The organism is Lentzea sp. HUAS TT2 (genome assembly GCF_051853195.1).
GTDB lineage: Bacteria > Actinomycetota > Actinomycetes > Mycobacteriales > Pseudonocardiaceae > Lentzea.
Map to the genome: position 1 here is coordinate 2,239,450 of NZ_CP196667.1, position 17,216 is coordinate 2,256,665.

15 protein-coding genes are annotated in these 17,216 nt (G+C 68.4%); 1 reads left to right on the plus strand and 14 read right to left on the minus strand.

Annotation, left to right across the window (positions count from 1 at the left end):
* Nucleotides 1–34 precede the first annotated feature (34 nt).
* Nucleotides 35–994, plus strand: coding sequence for an EamA family transporter RarD (gene rarD / locus ACSHWB_RS11060; protein ID WP_439661957.1), 960 nt, complete (start codon nucleotides 35–37; stop codon nucleotides 992–994).
* On the opposite strand, the gene ACSHWB_RS11065 is transcribed toward rarD, so the two are convergent.
* The 14 genes from ACSHWB_RS11065 to ACSHWB_RS11130 are packed head-to-tail and all read right to left on the minus strand — an operon-like array spanning nucleotide 991 to nucleotide 17,215.
* Entirely contained in the window at nucleotides 991–1,956 is a 966-nt protein-coding gene (locus tag ACSHWB_RS11065; RefSeq protein ID WP_439664567.1) for a polyprenyl synthetase family protein, read from the minus strand. The genes rarD and ACSHWB_RS11065 overlap by 4 nt on opposite strands.
* Before the next feature lie 55 nt (nucleotides 1,957–2,011).
* The gene (gene nuoN / locus ACSHWB_RS11070) at nucleotides 2,012–3,589 is read right to left on the minus strand and encodes an NADH-quinone oxidoreductase subunit NuoN (protein WP_439661958.1); all 1,578 of its coding nucleotides are present in this window, start codon (nucleotides 3,587–3,589) and stop codon (nucleotides 2,012–2,014) included.
* Between the two features lies 1 nt (nucleotide 3,590).
* A complete protein-coding gene (locus ACSHWB_RS11075; RefSeq protein WP_439661959.1) occupies nucleotides 3,591–5,159 on the minus strand; it encodes an NADH-quinone oxidoreductase subunit M in 1,569 nt (522 codons plus the stop codon).
* Nucleotides 5,156–7,093, minus strand: coding sequence for an NADH-quinone oxidoreductase subunit L (gene nuoL, locus ACSHWB_RS11080; protein ID WP_439661960.1), 1,938 nt, complete (start codon nucleotides 7,091–7,093; stop codon nucleotides 5,156–5,158). The genes ACSHWB_RS11075 and nuoL overlap by 4 nt, the downstream gene beginning before the upstream one ends.
* A 10-nt stretch (nucleotides 7,094–7,103) precedes the next feature.
* Entirely contained in the window at nucleotides 7,104–7,403 is a 300-nt protein-coding gene (gene nuoK / locus ACSHWB_RS11085; protein ID WP_030473209.1) for an NADH-quinone oxidoreductase subunit NuoK, read from the minus strand.
* Entirely contained in the window at nucleotides 7,400–8,251 is an 852-nt protein-coding gene (locus tag ACSHWB_RS11090; RefSeq protein WP_439661961.1) for an NADH-quinone oxidoreductase subunit J, read from the minus strand. Before ACSHWB_RS11090 ends, nuoK begins: the two co-directional genes overlap by 4 nt.
* Nucleotides 8,248–8,763, minus strand: coding sequence for an NADH-quinone oxidoreductase subunit NuoI (nuoI, locus tag ACSHWB_RS11095; protein WP_090065930.1), 516 nt, complete (start codon nucleotides 8,761–8,763; stop codon nucleotides 8,248–8,250). Before nuoI ends, ACSHWB_RS11090 begins: the two co-directional genes overlap by 4 nt.
* Nucleotides 8,764–8,765: 2 nt before the next feature.
* Nucleotides 8,766–10,061, minus strand: coding sequence for an NADH-quinone oxidoreductase subunit NuoH (gene nuoH, locus ACSHWB_RS11100; RefSeq protein WP_439664568.1), 1,296 nt, complete (start codon nucleotides 10,059–10,061; stop codon nucleotides 8,766–8,768).
* Nucleotides 10,062–10,084: 23 nt separating this feature from the next.
* Nucleotides 10,085–12,535 (minus strand): NADH-quinone oxidoreductase subunit G, encoded by a 2,451-nt coding sequence (locus tag ACSHWB_RS11105; protein ID WP_439661962.1) that lies wholly within the window; start codon nucleotides 12,533–12,535, stop codon nucleotides 10,085–10,087.
* Entirely contained in the window at nucleotides 12,532–13,812 is a 1,281-nt protein-coding gene (nuoF, locus tag ACSHWB_RS11110) for an NADH-quinone oxidoreductase subunit NuoF (protein ID WP_439661963.1), read from the minus strand. Before nuoF ends, ACSHWB_RS11105 begins: the two co-directional genes overlap by 4 nt.
* Nucleotides 13,813–13,822: 10 nt before the next feature.
* Nucleotides 13,823–14,539, minus strand: a complete 717-nt coding sequence (gene nuoE / locus ACSHWB_RS11115; RefSeq protein WP_439661964.1) for an NADH-quinone oxidoreductase subunit NuoE — start codon at nucleotides 14,537–14,539, stop codon at nucleotides 13,823–13,825.
* Nucleotides 14,536–15,921, minus strand: coding sequence for an NADH-quinone oxidoreductase subunit D (locus ACSHWB_RS11120; protein WP_439661965.1), 1,386 nt, complete (start codon nucleotides 15,919–15,921; stop codon nucleotides 14,536–14,538). Before ACSHWB_RS11120 ends, nuoE begins: the two co-directional genes overlap by 4 nt.
* Complete coding sequence (locus tag ACSHWB_RS11125; protein WP_439661966.1) at nucleotides 15,918–16,667, minus strand: NADH-quinone oxidoreductase subunit C; 750 nt, start codon at nucleotides 16,665–16,667, stop codon at nucleotides 15,918–15,920. The genes ACSHWB_RS11120 and ACSHWB_RS11125 overlap by 4 nt, the downstream gene beginning before the upstream one ends.
* On the minus strand, nucleotides 16,664–17,215 hold the full coding sequence (locus ACSHWB_RS11130; RefSeq protein WP_086666372.1) for a NuoB/complex I 20 kDa subunit family protein: 552 nt from the start codon (nucleotides 17,213–17,215) through the stop codon (nucleotides 16,664–16,666). Before ACSHWB_RS11130 ends, ACSHWB_RS11125 begins: the two co-directional genes overlap by 4 nt.
* Nucleotide 17,216: the final 1 nt, after the last annotated feature.

A 17,216-nucleotide genomic window follows, 5' to 3' on the forward strand; every position in this document is an offset into this window, starting at 1 on the left:
AACGGGTGGAAAGCCCAGCGTAGAGTGGGATTTTGTGCCCCCTCTGACAACCTCGGCCATCACTTCGCCAGAAGTTCACACCCAGGGGCGAGGGATCACCTACGGCGCACTCGCCTACGTCCTTTGGGGCCTGTTCCCGGCGTACTGGCCACTCCTCGTACCCGCCCAGCCGATCGAGGTGCTCGCACACCGGATCGTCTGGTCGTTCGTCACGCTCGCCATCGTCGTCATGATCCTCCGACGGTGGCGCCCTTTCCTCGAACTATCCGGAAAAGGCTGGCTGATCGTTACCGCAGCGGCCGCGTTGATCACGGTGAACTGGGGCACCTACATCTACGCGGTCAACGCCCACCACGTCGTGGAGGCCGCGCTCGGCTACTTCATCACGCCACTCGTGAGCGTCGCGCTCGGCATGATCTTCCTGAAGGAGCGGGTGCGGCTGCCGCAGACCGTAGCGATCGCCGTGGTCGTCGTCGCTGTGATCGTGCTCACCGTCGACTACGGCAGGCTGCCGATCATCTCGCTGATCCTCGGCTTCTCGTTCGGCGTCTACGGCCTGCTCAAGAAGAAGGTGCCGCTGGACTCCATCACCAGCCTCACCGCGGAGAGCGCCGTGATCGCCCCGATCGCGCTCGTCTACCTGCTCGTCCTCGGCGACGCGAACACGTTCACCACCGAGGGCACCGGCCACACGCTGCTGATCCTGAGCACCGGCATCGTCACGGCGGTCCCGCTGGTGCTGTTCGGTGCGGGCGCGCAGCGGGTCCCGCTGATCACGATGGGCATGCTGCAGTACCTGGCTCCGGTGCTGCAGTTCGCCTGGGGCGTGTTCGTCGTGCACGAGCTGATGCCGCCCAGCAGGTGGATCGGGTTCGCACTGGTGTGGCTGGCGCTCGCGATCTTCACGGTCGACGGGCTGACGAACCGCACGCGGGGACCTTTCGTACTGCATGACGGTACGAAAGGTCCCCGCGTGCGGTCAGCGAGCAGTTAGCGGGAGCGTTCCACCACGTAGGTGGCGAGCTCCTCGAGGGCGTCGCGGGCGGCGCACTCCGGCAGCTTGCCGAGCTCGGTGCGAGCCCGGTCCGCGTAGTCGTCGAGCGTCTCGCGGGCCTTGTCCATGCCGGACGACTTGCGCAGCAGCGTCAGGGCCTCGTCCACCAGCTCGTCATCGGTGATCGGCCCCGCCAGCAGCTCGGCGAGCCGCGTCTCGGACGGGTCGGCCAGCGCGTAGAGCATCGGCAGCGTCTTGACGCCCTCGCGCAGGTCGGTGCCGGGGGTCTTGCCCGACTCCACGGACGGCGACGCGATGTCGATCACGTCGTCCGAGATCTGGAACGCGGCCCCGATCACCTCGGCGTAGCGGCGCAGCGCGTCCGTCTGCTCGTCGGTCGCGTCGGAGAACATGCCGCCGAACCTGGCGGCGGTGGCGATCAGGACGCCGGTCTTCTCCTCGATCACCCTGAGGTAGTGGGAGATCGGGTCCTCGCCGGGCTGCGGGCCGACGGTCTCGCGCATCTGACCGGTCACCAGGACCGAGAAGGTCTCCGCGATGATCCGCGCCGCCTCCGTGCCCAGGTCGGCGGTGAGCCGGGACGCGTGGGCGAACAGGAAGTCGCCCGTCAGGATCGCGATGCTGTTGTCCCACTTGACGTTCGCGGAGACCGCTCCGCGGCGCATGGTCGCCTCGTCCATGACGTCGTCGTGGTAGAGCGTCGCGAGGTGGGTGAGCTCGACCACAGCGGCCGCCTTGATGACCTTCTCCCGGTCCCAGTCGGCGCCGAACTGCGATGCGAGCAGTGTGAAGAGCGGGCGGATCCGCTTGCCGCCCGCCTCCACAAGGTGAAGCGAGGTTTCCGTGACCGGGTGGAACTCGCTCTGCACGACGTCGTGCAGGATGCGCTCCACCTCGGCCAGGCCGTCCTGGACTACCTCGGTGAGCACGGGGTCCACCAACGCGAACCCCGGTCCCTCATGCTCGCTACTGGTCACACCAGCAGACTACGTACACCTAGCTGAGGAAGGTGCCGGTACCCGCCCAATCGAGCACGAAGGTGGGCCACAAACCCAGCACCAAGGTGACCACGGCACCCAACGTGATCGCGATCGTCGTGAACGCTCCTGGCACCGTCACGGTCGGGCCGTCCGGGGCCGGGTCGCTGAAGTACATCAGCACGATCACCCGCAGGTAGAAGAACGCGGCGACGGCCGAGGCCACCAGTGCGATCACCACGAGCGGCGTCAGGCCGGCGTCGATCGCCGCGCTGAACACGACGAACTTGCCGATGAAGCCGGACGTCAGCGGAATGCCGGCCAGTGCCAGCAGCAGGAACGTGAAGGTGGCCGCCACGATCGGCGACCGCTTCGCGAGACCCGCCCACTGCGACAGGTGCGTCGCCTCGCCGTCCGAGTTGCGGACCAGCGACACGATGCCGAACGCGGCGATCGTGGTGAAGCCGTACGCCAGCAGGTAGAACATGGTCGCGCTCACACCGGGGTTGTCGCCCTCGGGGGTCAGCGCGATCGAGCCGATCAGCAGGAAGCCCGCGTGCGCCACCGAGGAGTACGCGATCATGCGCTTCACGTCGGTCTGGGTGAGGCCCAGGATCGCGCCGATCACCATCGACACGACCGCGACGCCGTAGAGCACGCCACGCCATTCCCACTGCGTGTTCTCGAACGCCACCGTGAGCACGCGCAGGATGCCGCCGAACGCGGCGACCTTGGTGCACGCGGCCATGAACGCCGTCACCGGCGTCGGCGCGCCCTGGTACACGTCCGGGGTCCAGGCGTGGAACGGGCCGACGGCGGCCTTGAACAGCAGGCCCACCACCAGCAGGCCGAAGCCCGCGAACAGCAGCGTGTCGGAACGGTCCGTGCCGCCGGCCGCGGTCGCGATGGCCGAGAGCTTCACCGAACCCGCGTAGCCGTACAGCAGAGCCACGCCGTACAGGAAGAACGCGGAGGCGAAGGCGCCGAGCAGGAAGTACTTCACGGCCGCTTCCTGCGAGAGCAGGCGACGGCGGCGAGCCAGGCCGCACAGCAGGTACAGCGGCAGCGACAGGACTTCCAGCGCGATGAACATCGTCAGCAGGTCGTTCGCCGCGACGAACGTCATCATGCCGCCGAGCGCGAACAGCGTGAGCGGGAAGACCTCGGTCTGCATGCCGGTCTTCGTCGCCTGCGCGCGGTCCTGCACGGTGCCGGGACGGATCGCGGCCTGCGCCACGAACGCGCCACCGGGCTCCACCGAGCGGTCGGCGATCAGCAGCACCGAGCCGAAGCCCAGCACCAGCAACGTGGCCCACAGGAAGAGCGACGGCGAGTCGACCGCGATCGCACCCGCCAGCGTCGCCACGCCCTGCTCGGGACGCTCCGACGTCGCGTAGACGATCAGCGCGCCAACGGCACCGACCAGCGTCACGAGCGTCAGGACGAGCTGCACGGCCCACCGCTGATGCTTGGGCAGCAACGCTTCCAGCAGCACGCTGACGCATGCGGCGCCGAGCACGATCAGCAGCGGCGCGATGGCGCCGTAATCGATCTCCGGCGCCTCGATCGTCTGCGCCTGAGCGACGAGAAGGTTCACGTCACTTGCCTTCCTGCACGGTGACCGGGTCGGTCACGCCGACCTCGGTCAGCGTCGCCCCAACGGTCGGGGTGATGACGTCGAGCACCGGCTGCGGGTAGAACCCGAGCGCCAGCACGATGACAACGAGCGGTGCCAGCACTGCGATCTCACGCTTGTTGAGGTCGCCGATGGCCGTCTTCTTCTCCGGGTCGCCAACCGCACCCGGTCCGGCGGCCGCACCCAGCAGCGCGTCGCCGCGCAGCGGGCCGGTCATGATCCGCTGGTAGAGCCACAGCACGTAGAGCGCCGCGAGCACCATGCCGACCGTCGCGATGATCGTGAACACCGGCTGCGTCGGGAAGGAACCGATCAGCACCAGGAACTCCGAGACGAACGAGTTCGTGCCCGGCAGCGACAGGGTGGTCAGACCCGACAGCAGCAGCATGCCCGCGAGCAGCGGGGCCACCTTCGACATGCCGCCGTAGTCGGAGATCAGCGACGAACCACCGCGCGCGATCACCATGCCGACCACGAGGATCAGCATGCCGGTCGAGATCGAGTGGTTGAGCATGTACGACACCGAGCCCACGCCCGCCTGCGACGTGAACGAGAAGATGCCGAGCGCGATGAAGCCGAAGTGCGCGATCGAGACGTAGGCGAGGAACCGCTTCATGTCCCGCTGGCCCGTGGCGAGCAGCGATCCATAAAGGACACCGGCCACCGCGAGCACGAGCACGTACGGCGCCAGGTTCTTCGACGCCTCGGGGAACATCGGCAGCAGGTAGCGCAGCATGCCGAACGTGCCGACCTTGTCCAGGATGCCGACGACGATCACCGTGACGCCGATGGGCGCCTCGGCGGCCGCGTCGGGCAGCCAGGTGTGGAACGGCACGAGCGGCGCCTTGATCGCGAACGCCAGGAAGAAGCCGAGGAACAGCCACGTCTGCGTCGTCGAGTCGGCGTCGCTGACCACCTTCACCAGCGTCGCCCAGTCGAACGTGCCCTTGCCCAGCTCGTCCGACGCCATCGCGTAGGCGCCGATCGCGGAGGCCAGCATGATCAGGCCGCCGAGGAACGAGTAGAGGAAGAACTTGACCGCCGCGTACTGCCTGCGCGCGCCGCCGTAGCCGCCGATCAGGAAGTACATCGGGATCAGCATGACTTCGAAGAGCACGTAGAACAGGAAGACGTCGGTGGCGGCGAACACCGCGACCGTCACGGCCTCCTGGATCAGGATCAGCGAGAGGTACCCGCCCTGCGAACGGCCGGCGGGCAGCTTCTCCGTCCAGCCGGCACCGATCACCAGCGGGATCAGCAGCGCGATGACCGCGATCATCACCAGCGCGATGCCGTCGATGCCGAACTGCAGCCGCACGCCGAACGCCGGGATCCAGTCCACGCCGGCGGCGAGCTGGATGCGGTCGCCGTCCGGGTCGTAGGCGACCCACAGCAGCACGGCGAGCACGAGCTCGACGAGCGAGAACGCCAGCGCGACGAGCTTGGCCTTCTTGTCGTCCTTGCGCAGGAACGCCACCACCAGGGCGCCGACCAGCGGCACCACCAGCAGTGCGATCAGAACCCAGGTCACGAGAACCTCACCACCAGGAGCGCCCCGAGCACGAAGATCGAGCCCAGCAGCATGGACAGTGCGTAGGAGCGGACGAACCCGGTCTGCAGCCTGCGCAACCGGCCGGAGCTACCGCCGAGCAGCGCCGCGGTGCCGTTGACCGCACCGTCGACGCCCTTGAGGTCGAGGAACACCAGCGCGCGGGTGAGCCAGGTGCCCGGCCGCGCGAACAGCGCCTCGTTCAGTGCGTTGCCGTAGAGGTCCGCACGGGCCGCGCGCACCGGCCAGGACACGCGCACCGGACGCTCGACCGGCTGCTTGCGGCGGCCGAAGAGCAGGAACGCGAGACCGGCGCCGACGAGGGCGAGCACGACGGTCAGGATCCCGACCATGCCGTGCGAGATCACGCCGTGCTCTTCCTTCAGCTCGCCCAGCGAGGGCTCCAGCCACCCGGCCAGACGTCCGCCGGAGGAGAGGAACCAACCGCCACCGATCGAGCCGACCGCGAGGATGATCATCGGAACGGTCATCGTCAGCGGGGACTCGTGCGGGTGGTACTCGCGGCCGTCCTCGGACTTCAGTTCCTTCCAGCGGGGCTTGCCCAGGAAGACGAGGATCAGCAGGCGCGTCATGTAGAACGCGGTCAGCGCGGCACCGAGCAGCGCGACGCCGCCGAAGACGTACGGGCGCCAGCCCTCCCCGGTGAACGCCGCCGCGATGATGGCGTCCTTCGAGAAGTAGCCCGCGAACGGCGGGATGCCGATCAGGGCGAGGTAACCGAGCGTCCAGGTGACGAAGGTGATCGGCAGGAACTTGTAGAGCCCGCCCATCCTGCGGATGTTGCCCTCGTCGTTCATGCCGTGCATGACCGAACCGGCACCGAGGAAGAGCCCGGCCTTGAAGAAACCGTGCGTCAGCAGGTGCATGATGCCCAGCGCGTACCCGATCGGGCCGAGGCCCACCGCGAGGATCATGTAGCCGATCTGCGAGACCGTCGAGTACGCCAGGACCTTCTTGAAGTCGTCGTAGGCGCAACCGATGATGCAACCGATCAGCAGCGTGACGCCACCGATGATCATGACGACCAGGCGGCCGTCCTCGCTCAGGTTGTAGAGCGGGTTGGAGCGGGCGATCAGGTACACGCCCGCGGTGACCATGGTCGCCGCGTGGATCAGCGCGGACACCGGGGTCGGGCCGGCCATCGCGTCCGGCAACCAGGCCTGGAGCGGGAACTGACCGGACTTGCCGCAGGCACCCAGGAGCAGCAGCAGCGTGATCGCGAGGACCTCGGCGGAGGAGAACTCGCCGACGCGGCTGAAGACCTCGGTGTACTGCGTGGTCCCGAGCTTGTTGAACATCAGGAAGATCGCGATGGCGAGGCCCAGGTCACCGACGCGGTTCATCAGGAAGGCCTTCTTGGCCGCCGATGCCGCTTCCGGCTTGTACTGGTACCAGCCGATCAGCAGGTACGAGGCGAGACCGACGCCCTCCCAGCCGAAGTACAGGGTCACGAAGCCGTTGCCCAGCACCAGCAGGAGCATCGCCGAGACGAAGAGGTTGAGGTAGGCGAAGAACTTCCGCCTGCCTTCCTCGTGCGCCATGTAGCCGATCGAGTAGATGTGGATCAGCGAGCCCACACCGGTGATCAGCAGCACGAACGTCAGCGACAGCGGGTCGATCCGCAGTCCGAACGCGACGGTCAGCGCGTTGACGTCGATCCAGTTGAACAGGTGCAGGTTCTGCACCCGCTCCTCTGCGTTCGAGATGCCGACCGTCGAGAAGAACAGCGCGAGCGCGTAGCCGAACGACGCCAGCAGCGTGGCGCTGCCGAGCAGGTGGCCCCACTTGTCGGCGCGCCTGCCACTGACCAACAGCACCGCCGCACCGAACGCGGGCAGCGCGAGCAACAACCAGGCGAAGCTCGCGACCCCGCTGGCGACAACAGGTTCCGTCACCGGTGACCCCTCAGTACTTCAGCAGGTTCGAGTCGTCGACCGAGGCCGAGCGACGCGTCCGGAAGATGGACATGATGATCGCGAGGCCGACGACGACCTCCGCCGCGGCGACGACCATCACGAAGAACGCCATCACCTGACCGTCGAGCGAGCCGTTGATGCGCGCGAACGTCACGAGGCTCAGGTTGACCGCGTTGAGCATGAGCTCGACGCACATGAAGACCACGATGGCGTTGCGGCGCACCAGGACGCCGACGGCGCCGATGCTGAACAGCAGTGCCGACAGCAGCAGGTAGTACGTGGGAGTCACGACTCACTTCCCTTGAGCGCGTGCGCGTCCGCCTCGTGGGCGGTGCCGGCCACCTCGGCGACGTCGTCCTGCAGAGTGGACTTGTCGGTCGCCTCGATGACCTCGAACAGCGACTCCTCCGCCACGGTGCCGTCGGGCAGCAGGGCGGGGGTGGCCACCGAGTTGGCGGTGGCGAAGACGCCGGGGCCGGGCAGCGAGCCGACCCGCGAGCCGTCCTGGAAGCGCTCCTCGACGAGTTCCTTCTGCGTCTTCTTGGAGGGCTTCCCGTCGCGGCCGACGAAGGCCAGGATCATCGCGCCGAGGGCGGCGGTGATCAGCAGCGCCGACGTGAGCTCGAACGCGAACAGGTAGTCCGTGAAGAGCTTCTGGCCGATGTTGCCGACGTTGCCGCCGTTGGTGGTGTTCGCCTCGGCGAGGCCGCGGGCGTCGACACCGTTCAGCGCGCGGCCGACCGAGCCGACCAGCAGCACGGCGAAACCGATGCCGAGCAGCGCGGCCGCGAGCCGTTGGCCGCGGATGACCTCGACGACGGAGTCCGAACTGTCGCGGCCGACCATCATCAGCACGAACAGGAACAGCATCATGATCGCGCCGGTGTAGACGATGATCTGCACGAAGCCGAGGAACGGCGCCTGCTGGATCATGTACAGCACACCGAGGCTGAGCATCGTCACGACGAGCCACAGCGCGGAGTGCACCGCGTTGCGCGCGAAGAGCATGCCGAGCGCACCGGCCAGCGCGAGCGGGCCGAGGACCCAGAACGCGATGGCCTCGCCCGTGGTGACGGTGTCGACCACGCGCTGCACGGGCTCCGGCTGCTGAGCGAGGAAGCTGACGAGAAGACTCACTGCTGGGCCTCCTTGGCCAGCCGCGGGCCGTTCACGTAGTAGTCCTGCTCGTTCTCGCCGAGCCGCATCGGGTGCGGCGGCTGCTCCATGCCGGGCAGCAGCGGGGCGAGCAGGTCCTCCTTGGTGAAGATCAGGTCCTGCCTGTTGTCGTCGGCGAGCTCGTACTCGTTCGTCATCGTGAGCGAACGGGTCGGGCACGCCTCGATGCACAGGCCGCAGCCGATGCAGCGCAGGTAGTTGATCTGGTAGTCGGCACCGAAGCGCTCACCGGGGGAGAAACGCGCCTCCTCGGTGTTGTCGCCGCCTTCCACGAAGATCGCGTCCGCAGGGCAGGCCCACGCGCACAGCTCGCAGCCGACGCACTTCTCCAGCCCGTCCGGGTGCCGGTTCAGCTGGTGACGGCCGTGGAACCGCGGCGCGGTCACCTTCTTGACCTCGGGGTACTCCTCCGTCACCACCTTCTTGAACATGGTGCCGAAGGTGACGCCGAAGCCTTTCAGGGACTCGAACATCCCTACTCAGCCTCCTTACCGGTGGTGACGGCTGCCGTCTCCTTGGGAAGAGTGGCGACCTTGACCTTGCGCTTGGGCGCGGCCTTGGGAACGACGAGGTCGAGCGGCGGCACGGGGAAGCCGGAACCCGCGAGCGGAACGCCCTTGGTGTCCTGGACCTTCTTGTCCGGCAGCAGGAACGAGACCAGCAGCACGAGGCCGACGATCACGCCCAGTGCGATGAGCCGCTGTGCGGTGGAGAGCTGCTGGATCGCGCCGGTGCGGATGACCGCGACGGCCATGATCCAGACGAGGCTGGTCGGGACCAGCACCTTCCAGCCCAGGCGCATGAACTGGTCGTAGCGCATGCGGGGCAGCGTGCCGCGCAGCCAGATGAAGATGAACAGGAAGCCCAGCGTCTTGATGATGAACCAGAGCAGGCCCCACCAGCCGGTGTTCATGAACTCGCCGCTCCACGGGGCGTGGTAGCCGCCGAGGAAGAGCGTGGTCGCGAGCGCCGAGACGGTGACCATGTTGACGTACTCGGCGAGGAAGAACAGCGCGAACTTCAGCGAGCTGTACTCCGTGTGGAAACCACCGACGAGCTCCGACTCGGCCTCGGGGAGGTCGAACGGGGCGCGGTTGGTCTCGCCGACCATCGACACGACGTAGATCGCGAAGCTGGGGAAGAGCAGGAGGCCGAACCAGCCGGGCGCGAACCCGAGCACGGTGGTCGCCTGCGCGCCGACGATGTCACCGGTCGACATCGAGCCGGTGAACATGATCACCGCGACGATCGACAGGCCCATCGCGATCTCGTAGGAGATCACCTGCGCGGCCGACCGCAGCGCGCCGAGCAGCGGGTACGGCGAGCCGGACGCCCAGCCGGACAGCACGATGCCGTAGACGCCGATCGAGGAGCAGGCCAGCACCACGAGCACGCCGACCGGGAGGTCGACGAGCTGCAGCGCGGTCTGCTCGCCGAACAGGTTGACCTCGCCCGCGAGCGGGATCACCGAGAACGCGAGGAACGCGGGGATGCAGGAGATCACCGGCGCGAGGAAGAACACCCACTTGTCCGCGAGGACGGGACGGATGTCCTCCTTGAACGCGAGCTTCAGACCGTCCGCGAGCGACTGGAGCCAGCCGTTCGGGCCGACCCGGTTGGGGCCGGGGCGGTGCTGCATCCGCGCGACGACCTTGCGCTCCCAGTTGATCATGAACAGAGTCATGACCACGAGGAACGCGAAGATCGCCACGACCTTGATCAGCACCAGCCAGATCGGGTCGTCCGCGAGGAGCTTGGCGGTCTCGCCGATCTCCGCTGCGTAGACGTGCTGGGTCATGAGTTCACCCCACTGACGGAGACGATCGAACCGTGGCCCGCGCCGAGCGTGCGGCGCACGGTCACGTCACCCGAGTTGGTGGGCAGCCAGATGACGCCCTCCGGCAGGTCGTCGGTCTCGACCGGGAGCGTGATCGCGCCGCGGTCGGTGGACACGGTGACCTGACCGCCGGTCTGCAGACCGAACTGCTGCGCGGTGGCCTCGGCGACCTTCGCGACGACCGGGCGTGCCGTGCCGGCGAGGTTCGGCTCGTCGACCTGCAGCGAGCCGTTGCCCAGCAGGCGGTGCCACGTGGCGAGCACGGCCTTGCCGGCACCGGCCGGGGACACCAGCGGCGCGGCGACGTTGAGCGAGGAACCGCTCGGGGCGCCCTCGCCCAGCCGGGCCAGGTCGGCAGCGGAGGCGGCCGGCGTCTGCGTGAACAGGTCCGCGTCCATCTCCACCGCGAGGGTGTCGAGCACGCGGCAGTCCGGCAGCGCGCCGGTGCCCTCGAGCGTCGCACCGAACTCGCGGTGGCGACCCTCCCAGTTGAGGTACGAGCCGGACTTCTCGACCGCGGGGGCGATCGGGAGCACGACGTCGGCGTAGGCGGTGACGGCGCTGGGGCGGAGCTCCAGGCTCACGATGAAACCGGCCCCTGCCAACGCCTTCTCCGCGAGCCGCGGGTCGGGCAGGTCGAACGGGTCGACGCCACCGACCACCAGGCCGGACAGCTCGCCGTTCGCGGCGGCCTCGAGGATGCCCGTGGTGTCGCGGCCGGGCGTCGCGGGAAGCGAGCCCTCCTCGACGCCCCAGGTGCGCTCGACCTCGGTGCGCGCCGCGGCGTTCGCGACGTGGCGGCCACCGGGCAGCAGGTTCGGCGTGGCACCGACCGCGAGCGCACCGCGCTCCCCGGCACGGCGGGGAATCCACGCGACCTTGGCACCGGTGTGCTCCGCGAGCCGGGCGACCGCGGTGAACGTGCCGGGGATCTCGGCGGCGCGCTCGCCGACGAGGATCACCGCACCGGGCTTGCCCAGCAGCTCGACGACGTCGGCAGCGTGCTCCGGCAACGCGTTGAGGGCGTTCGCCTCGGCACCGGGCAGGCAGGCGAGCAGCGTGCCGTAGGTCTTCTCCACGGCCGGGGTCGTGTACTGGCCGAGGTGGAAGACCTTCGTGGTGCCCTTGCGAGCGGCCTTGCGCAGACGCAGGAAGACGATCGGTGCCTCTTCCTCCGGCTCGAACGCGACCAGCAGCGCGGCCGGTGCGGCTTCGATGCCCTGGAAGGTGACGCCGTTGTCCGGGTTCGTGAACACCGTGGTGCCGGACAGGAACTCCAGCTCCTCGGCGCTGTGCGGCCGGGCGCGGAAGTCGATGTCGTTGGTGTGCAACGCGATCCGGGCGAACTTCGAGTACGCGTAGGCGTCCTCGACGGTCAGCCGGCCACCGGTCAGCACGCCGACGCCGTTCGCGTCGCGGGCCGCCGTCAGACCGGCCGCCGCGACCTGCAGCGCCTCGGTCCAGGAAGACTCGCGCAGCTCACCGGACTCGGCGTCGCGGACCAGCGGGCGCTTGATGCGGTCACCGGTCGTGGCGTAGCGGAAGGCGAACCGGCCCTTGTCGCAGATCCACTCCTCGTTGACCTGCGGGTCGTCGCCGGCGAGCTTGCGCTGCACCTTGCCCCGCCGGTAGTCGGTGCGCTCGGCGCAACCGGAGGAGCAGTGCTCGCACACACCGGGCGCCGACACGAGGTCGAACGGCCGGGCGCGGAAGCGGTAGGCCGCGCTCGTCAGAGCACCGACCGGGCAGATCTGGATGGTGTTGCCGGAGAAGTAGCTCTGGAACGGCTTCTCCTCGGCGATGCCGATCTGCTGCTGCGAACCGCGCTCCAGCAGCTCGATGAACGGGTCGCCGGCGATCTGCGCGGAGAACCGGGTGCAGCGCTGGCAGAGCACGCAACGCTCGCGGTCGAGCAGCACCTGCGTGGAGATGCTGATCGGCTTCGGGAACGTCCGCTTGTGCTCGTGGAAGCGGGAGTCGCTGCGGCCGTGGGCGAGCGCCTGGTTCTGCAGCGGGCACTCACCGCCCTTGTCGCAGATCGGGCAGTCCAGCGGGTGGTTGATGAGCAGCAGCTCCATCACACCCTGCTGGGCCTTGTCCGCGACCGGCGACGTCAGCTGGGTCTTCACGACCATGCCGTCCGCGACCGTCATCGTGCAGGAGGCCTGCGGCTTCGGCATCGGCCGGCCGCCCATCTCGACCTCGACGAGACACTGGCGGCAGGCGCCCGCGGGCTCCAGCAGCGGGTGGTCGCAGAAGCGCGGGATGACCGTGCCGAGGCGCTCGGCCGTGCGGATCAGCAGCTCGCCCTTGGGCGCGACGACCGTCTCGCCGTCGATGACGAGCTTGACGTGTCCTTCCGGGACAACGACCTCAGCCTCGGTGGGCTTGTCAGGCGCGATGGTCATGCGTTCGCTCCAGCCAGGACCTTGGAGTTCTGGTCGCACAGGGCGAGGAACTCGTCCTTGAAGTACTTGATGCCACTGGTGATCGGGCTGACGGCACCGTCACCCAGCGCGCAGAACGAGCGGCCGAGGATGTTGTCGCAGACGTCGAGCAACGTGTCGATGTCGCTCGCCGTGCCGTTGCCCGCCACCATCCGCTGCAGGATCTTCACGAGCCAGTACGTGCCCTCGCGGCACGGCGTGCACTTGCCGCACGACTCGTGCTTGTAGAACTCCGTCCACTTCATGACGGCCCACGGCACGGACACGGTCTCGTTGAAGATCTGCAGGGCGGTGGTGCCCAGCATCGAACCGGCCTCGGCGGCACCCTCGAAGTCCAGCGGCACGTCGAGGTGCTCCGCGGTGAACAGCGGGGTGGACGAGCCACCCGGCGTCCAGAACTTGATCGGGATGCCGTCCTTCATGCCACCGGCCATGTCGAGCAGCTGCCGCAGCGTGGTGCCCATCGGCGCCTCGTACTGGCCGGGCCGCGTGACGTGGCCGGACAGCGAGTAGATCTTCGGACCGGGTGAGCGGTCGCGACCCATCTCGCGGAACCAGTCCGCGCCACCGTTGACGATGAAGGGAACCGACGCGATGGTCTCGACGTTGTTCACGACAGTGGGCGACGCGTAGAGGCCCGAGGTCGCGGGGAACGGCGGCTTGAGCCGCGGCTGGCCGCGACGGCCCTCCAGCGAGTCGAGCAGCGCGGTCTCCTCACCGCAGATGTACGCGCCGGCGCCGGCGTGGATCACGACGTCGAGGTCGAACCCGCTGCCGAGGATGTCCTTGCCCAGGTAGCCCTTGGCATACGCCTCGCGCACCGCCGCGTTGAGGCGGCGGATGCAGTGCAGGACCTCGCCGCGGACGTAGATCGCCGCGAAGTTCGCGCGGATCGCGTACGACGTGATGATCACGCCCTCGATCAGCGAATGCGGGTCCGCCATCATCGTCGGGATGTCCTTGCAGGTGCCCGGCTCGCCCTCGTCGGCGTTGATGACGAGGTAGTGCGGCTTGCCGTCGCCCTGCGGGATGAAGCCCCACTTCATGCCGGTGGGGAACCCCGCGCCGCCACGGCCGCGCAGTCCGGAGTCCTTGCACTGCTGGATGAGCTGGTCCGGGTGGGCCTTCAGCGCCTTGGGCAGGGCGGTGTAGCCACCGGTGCGCTCGTAGGTCTCGATCGTCCAGGACCTGGGCTCGGTCCAGCGCTTGGTGAGAACAGGAGTCAGCGGGTCAACCATTGGTGTTCCCCTACTTCTTTTCCGGCAGGGCGGGGAACTCGGCGTTGGCCGGCATGGCCGGCGCGTCCCATCCGCGTTCCTTGGCGATCTGCGCACCGGCCAGCGTCTCCGGCGCCGCCGACGGGCCGTCGAGGTCGGCGTCACGACCCTCGAAGAACCCGGCGAGCTGGAGCTCGGCCTGCTTGAAGTCGGTGAGCGGGGCACCGCGCGTCGGGGCGGGCTTCTCCCCCGACTGCAACGCCTTCACGAGTCCCAGCGCCTTCTCGGGCGTCTGGTTGTCGTAGAACTCGTAGTTGACCTGGAGCACCGGGCCGAGGTCGCACGCGGCGAGGCACTCCGCGTGCTCCAGCGTGATCGAACCCTGCGTGCCCGGCTCGCCCGCGGTCTCCTCGTGGCCCACCCCGAGGTGGTCCTTGAGAGTCGAGTAGATGGCGTCGCCGCCCAGCGCCGCGCACAGCGTGTTCGTGCACACGCTGACCAGGTGCTCGCCGCACGGCTTGCGCTTGTACATCGTGTAGAACGTCGCGACCGCGCTGACCTCGGCCTCGCTCAGGTCGAGCTGTCCGGCGCAGAACCGGATGCCGTCCTGGGAGACGTAGCCCTCGACCGACTGCACGAGGTGCAGCATCGGGAGCAGCGCACTGCGGGCCTGCGGGTAGCGGGCGACGATCGCCTGCGCGCGGTCCACGGTGGACTGGTCGAAAGCGGTTTCTTGTGCCTGAGTCATCGGTCGCAACCACCCATCACCGGGTCGATCGAGGCGACGGCGGCGATGACGTCGGCGACCATGCCGCCTTCGCACATCGCGGGCATCGACTGGAGGTTCACGAAGCTTGGTTCGCGCAGGTGCACGCGCATCGGCCTGGTGCCACCGTCGGAGACGACGTGGTAGCCGAGCTCGCCGCGCGGCGACTCGACCGGCACGTAGACCTGACCCGCCGGCACCTTGAAGCCCTCGGTCACCAGCTTGAAGTGGTGGATGAGGGACTCCATGGACTGGCCCATGATCTTGCGGACGTGCTCGAGCGAGTTGCCCATGCCGTCGCTGCCGATCGTGAGCTGCGCGGGCCACGCGATCTTGGCGTCCTCGACCATGACCGGACCGGTCGGCAGGGTCTTCACGACCTGCTTGATGATCCGCAGCGACTGGTGCATCTCCTCGAGCCGCAGCAGGTACCGCGCGAAGCAGTCCGCCGCGTTCGAGGTAGGCACGTCGAACTGGTAGTTCTCGTAGCCGCTGTACGGCTCGATCTTGCGCAGGTCCCAGGCGAGGCCGGCGGAGCGCAGGATCGGGCCGGTGATGCCGAGCGCGAGGCACGCGTCGACGGGCAGGTACCCCACGCCCGCCATGCGGTTGCGCCAGATCGGCTGGCCGGTGAGCAGCTTGTCGTAGTCCGGCAGCCGCTTTTCCATGATCTTGACGAACGCGGTGATCTTCTCGACCGCGTCGTCGGGCAGGTCCTGCGCGAGACCGCCGGGACGGATGAACGCGTGGTTCATCCGCAGGCCGGTGAGGTGCTCCAGCAGGTGCAGCGCCTCTTCGCGCTCGCGGAAGCCGGAGGTCATGCCGGTGAGGGCACCGAGCTCCATGCCGCCGGTGGCGAGCGCGACGAGGTGCGAGCTGATCCGGTTGACCTCCATCAGCAGCACGCGGATCGCCTGCGCCTTGTCCGGCACCGTGACGCCGAGCAGCTTCTCGACGGCCATGCAGTACGCGGCCTCGTGGTGCAGCGGCGCCAGGTAGTCCGTGCGCGTGATGAAGGTGACGCCCTGGACCCAGTTCCGGTACTCGAGGTTCTTCTCGATGCCGGTGTGCAGGTAGCCGATGACGCTGCGGGCGTGCGTGACCGTCTCGCCCTCGAGCTCCAGGACCAGGCGGAGCACGCCGTGGGTCGAGGGGTGCTGCGGGCCGAGGTTCATGACGATGCGCTCGTCGTGGACCGCGTCCGCGAGCACCTCGTCCCAGTCGCCGCCGGTCACCGTGTAGACGGTGCCCTCGGTGGTCTTGCGGGAGTCGGCGATCTCCGGAGTCTCTTTGGTCTCCACGGAGTCGCGACCGGGACCGCTCGTGTCGGTGCCCGTGGTCACGTCGGAAAGCCGCTCGGTCATGAGTAGGACCGCCTCTGGTCCGGCGGAGGAATCTCCGCGCCCTTGTACTCCACCGGGATGCCACCCAGCGGGTAGTCCTTGCGCTGGGGGTGTCCGTCCCAGTCGTCCGGCATGAGGATGCGGGTCAGTCCGGGGTGACCGTCGTAGATGATCCCGAACATGTCCCAGGTCTCGCGCTCCTGCCAGTCCGCCGTCGGGTAGACCTCGACGAGGCTCGGCACGTGCGGGTGCTCGACGTCGACCGCGACCTCCAGCCGCACGCGGCGGCGGTACGTCATCGACGTGAGGTGCACGACCGAGTGCAGGCGCTGCGGCACGTCGGCGCCGTAGTCCACACCGGACACCGAGCTGCAGAGCTCGAAGCGCAGCGCCGGGGTGTCGCGGAAGATCCGCGCGACCTCCAGCAGCGTCTCCGGCTTGAGGTAGAAGGTGATCTCGCCGCGGTCGACCGTCACCTGCTGCACCGTGTCGGCAGGCAGGCCCTTGTCGGAGATCGAGGCGAACAGCTCGTCCGCGACCTCGTCGAACCAGCCGCCGAACGGGCGCTCGGCGGGCGCGGCGACGTGGCCGGGCAGCCGCAGGCCGCCGAAGCCCGACGTGTCACCGGAGCCGGAGACGCCGAAGAGTCCCTGGCGCTCCTTGCCCGCGAGGATCGGCGCCTTCGCCTGCGCGTCTGTCGGATTGGTCTTCTCGAGGTCTTCTCCCGCGCGGTTGACGCTGGAGTGCTCGCCCCCTGGCTCGGTCACTTCTTCCTCGCAAAACGCTCGGACGACGGGATGAGATCGGTGCGGTAGCCCGAGTCGGCGAGCGCCTTGGCGCGCACGGCGTTGAGCGGCTCGTCCATGATCTTGGCGTGGATCTTGAGGATCGCGTCCATCAGCATCTCCGGCCGCGGCGGGCAGCCCGGCAGGTACATGTCGACGGGCACGACGTGGTCGACGCCCTGCACCACCGCGTAGTTGTTGAACATGCCGCCAGTGCTGGCGCACACGCCCATGGCCAGCACCCAGCGCGGCTCGGGCATCTGGTCGTAGATCTGCCGCAGCACCGGCGCCATCTTGTTGGTGACGCGGCCGGCCACGATCATCAGGTCCGCCTGGCGCGGTGAGGCCCGGAAGACCTCCATGCCGAAGCGGGCCAGGTCGTATCGCGGACCACCCGTCGTCATCATCTCGATGGCGCAGCAGGCCAGGCCGAAGGTGGCAGGCCAGAGCGAGGACTTGCGGGTCCAGTTGACCAGCTTCTCGACGCTGACCAGCAGGATGCCGTTCGGGAGCTTCTCCTCGAGACCCATG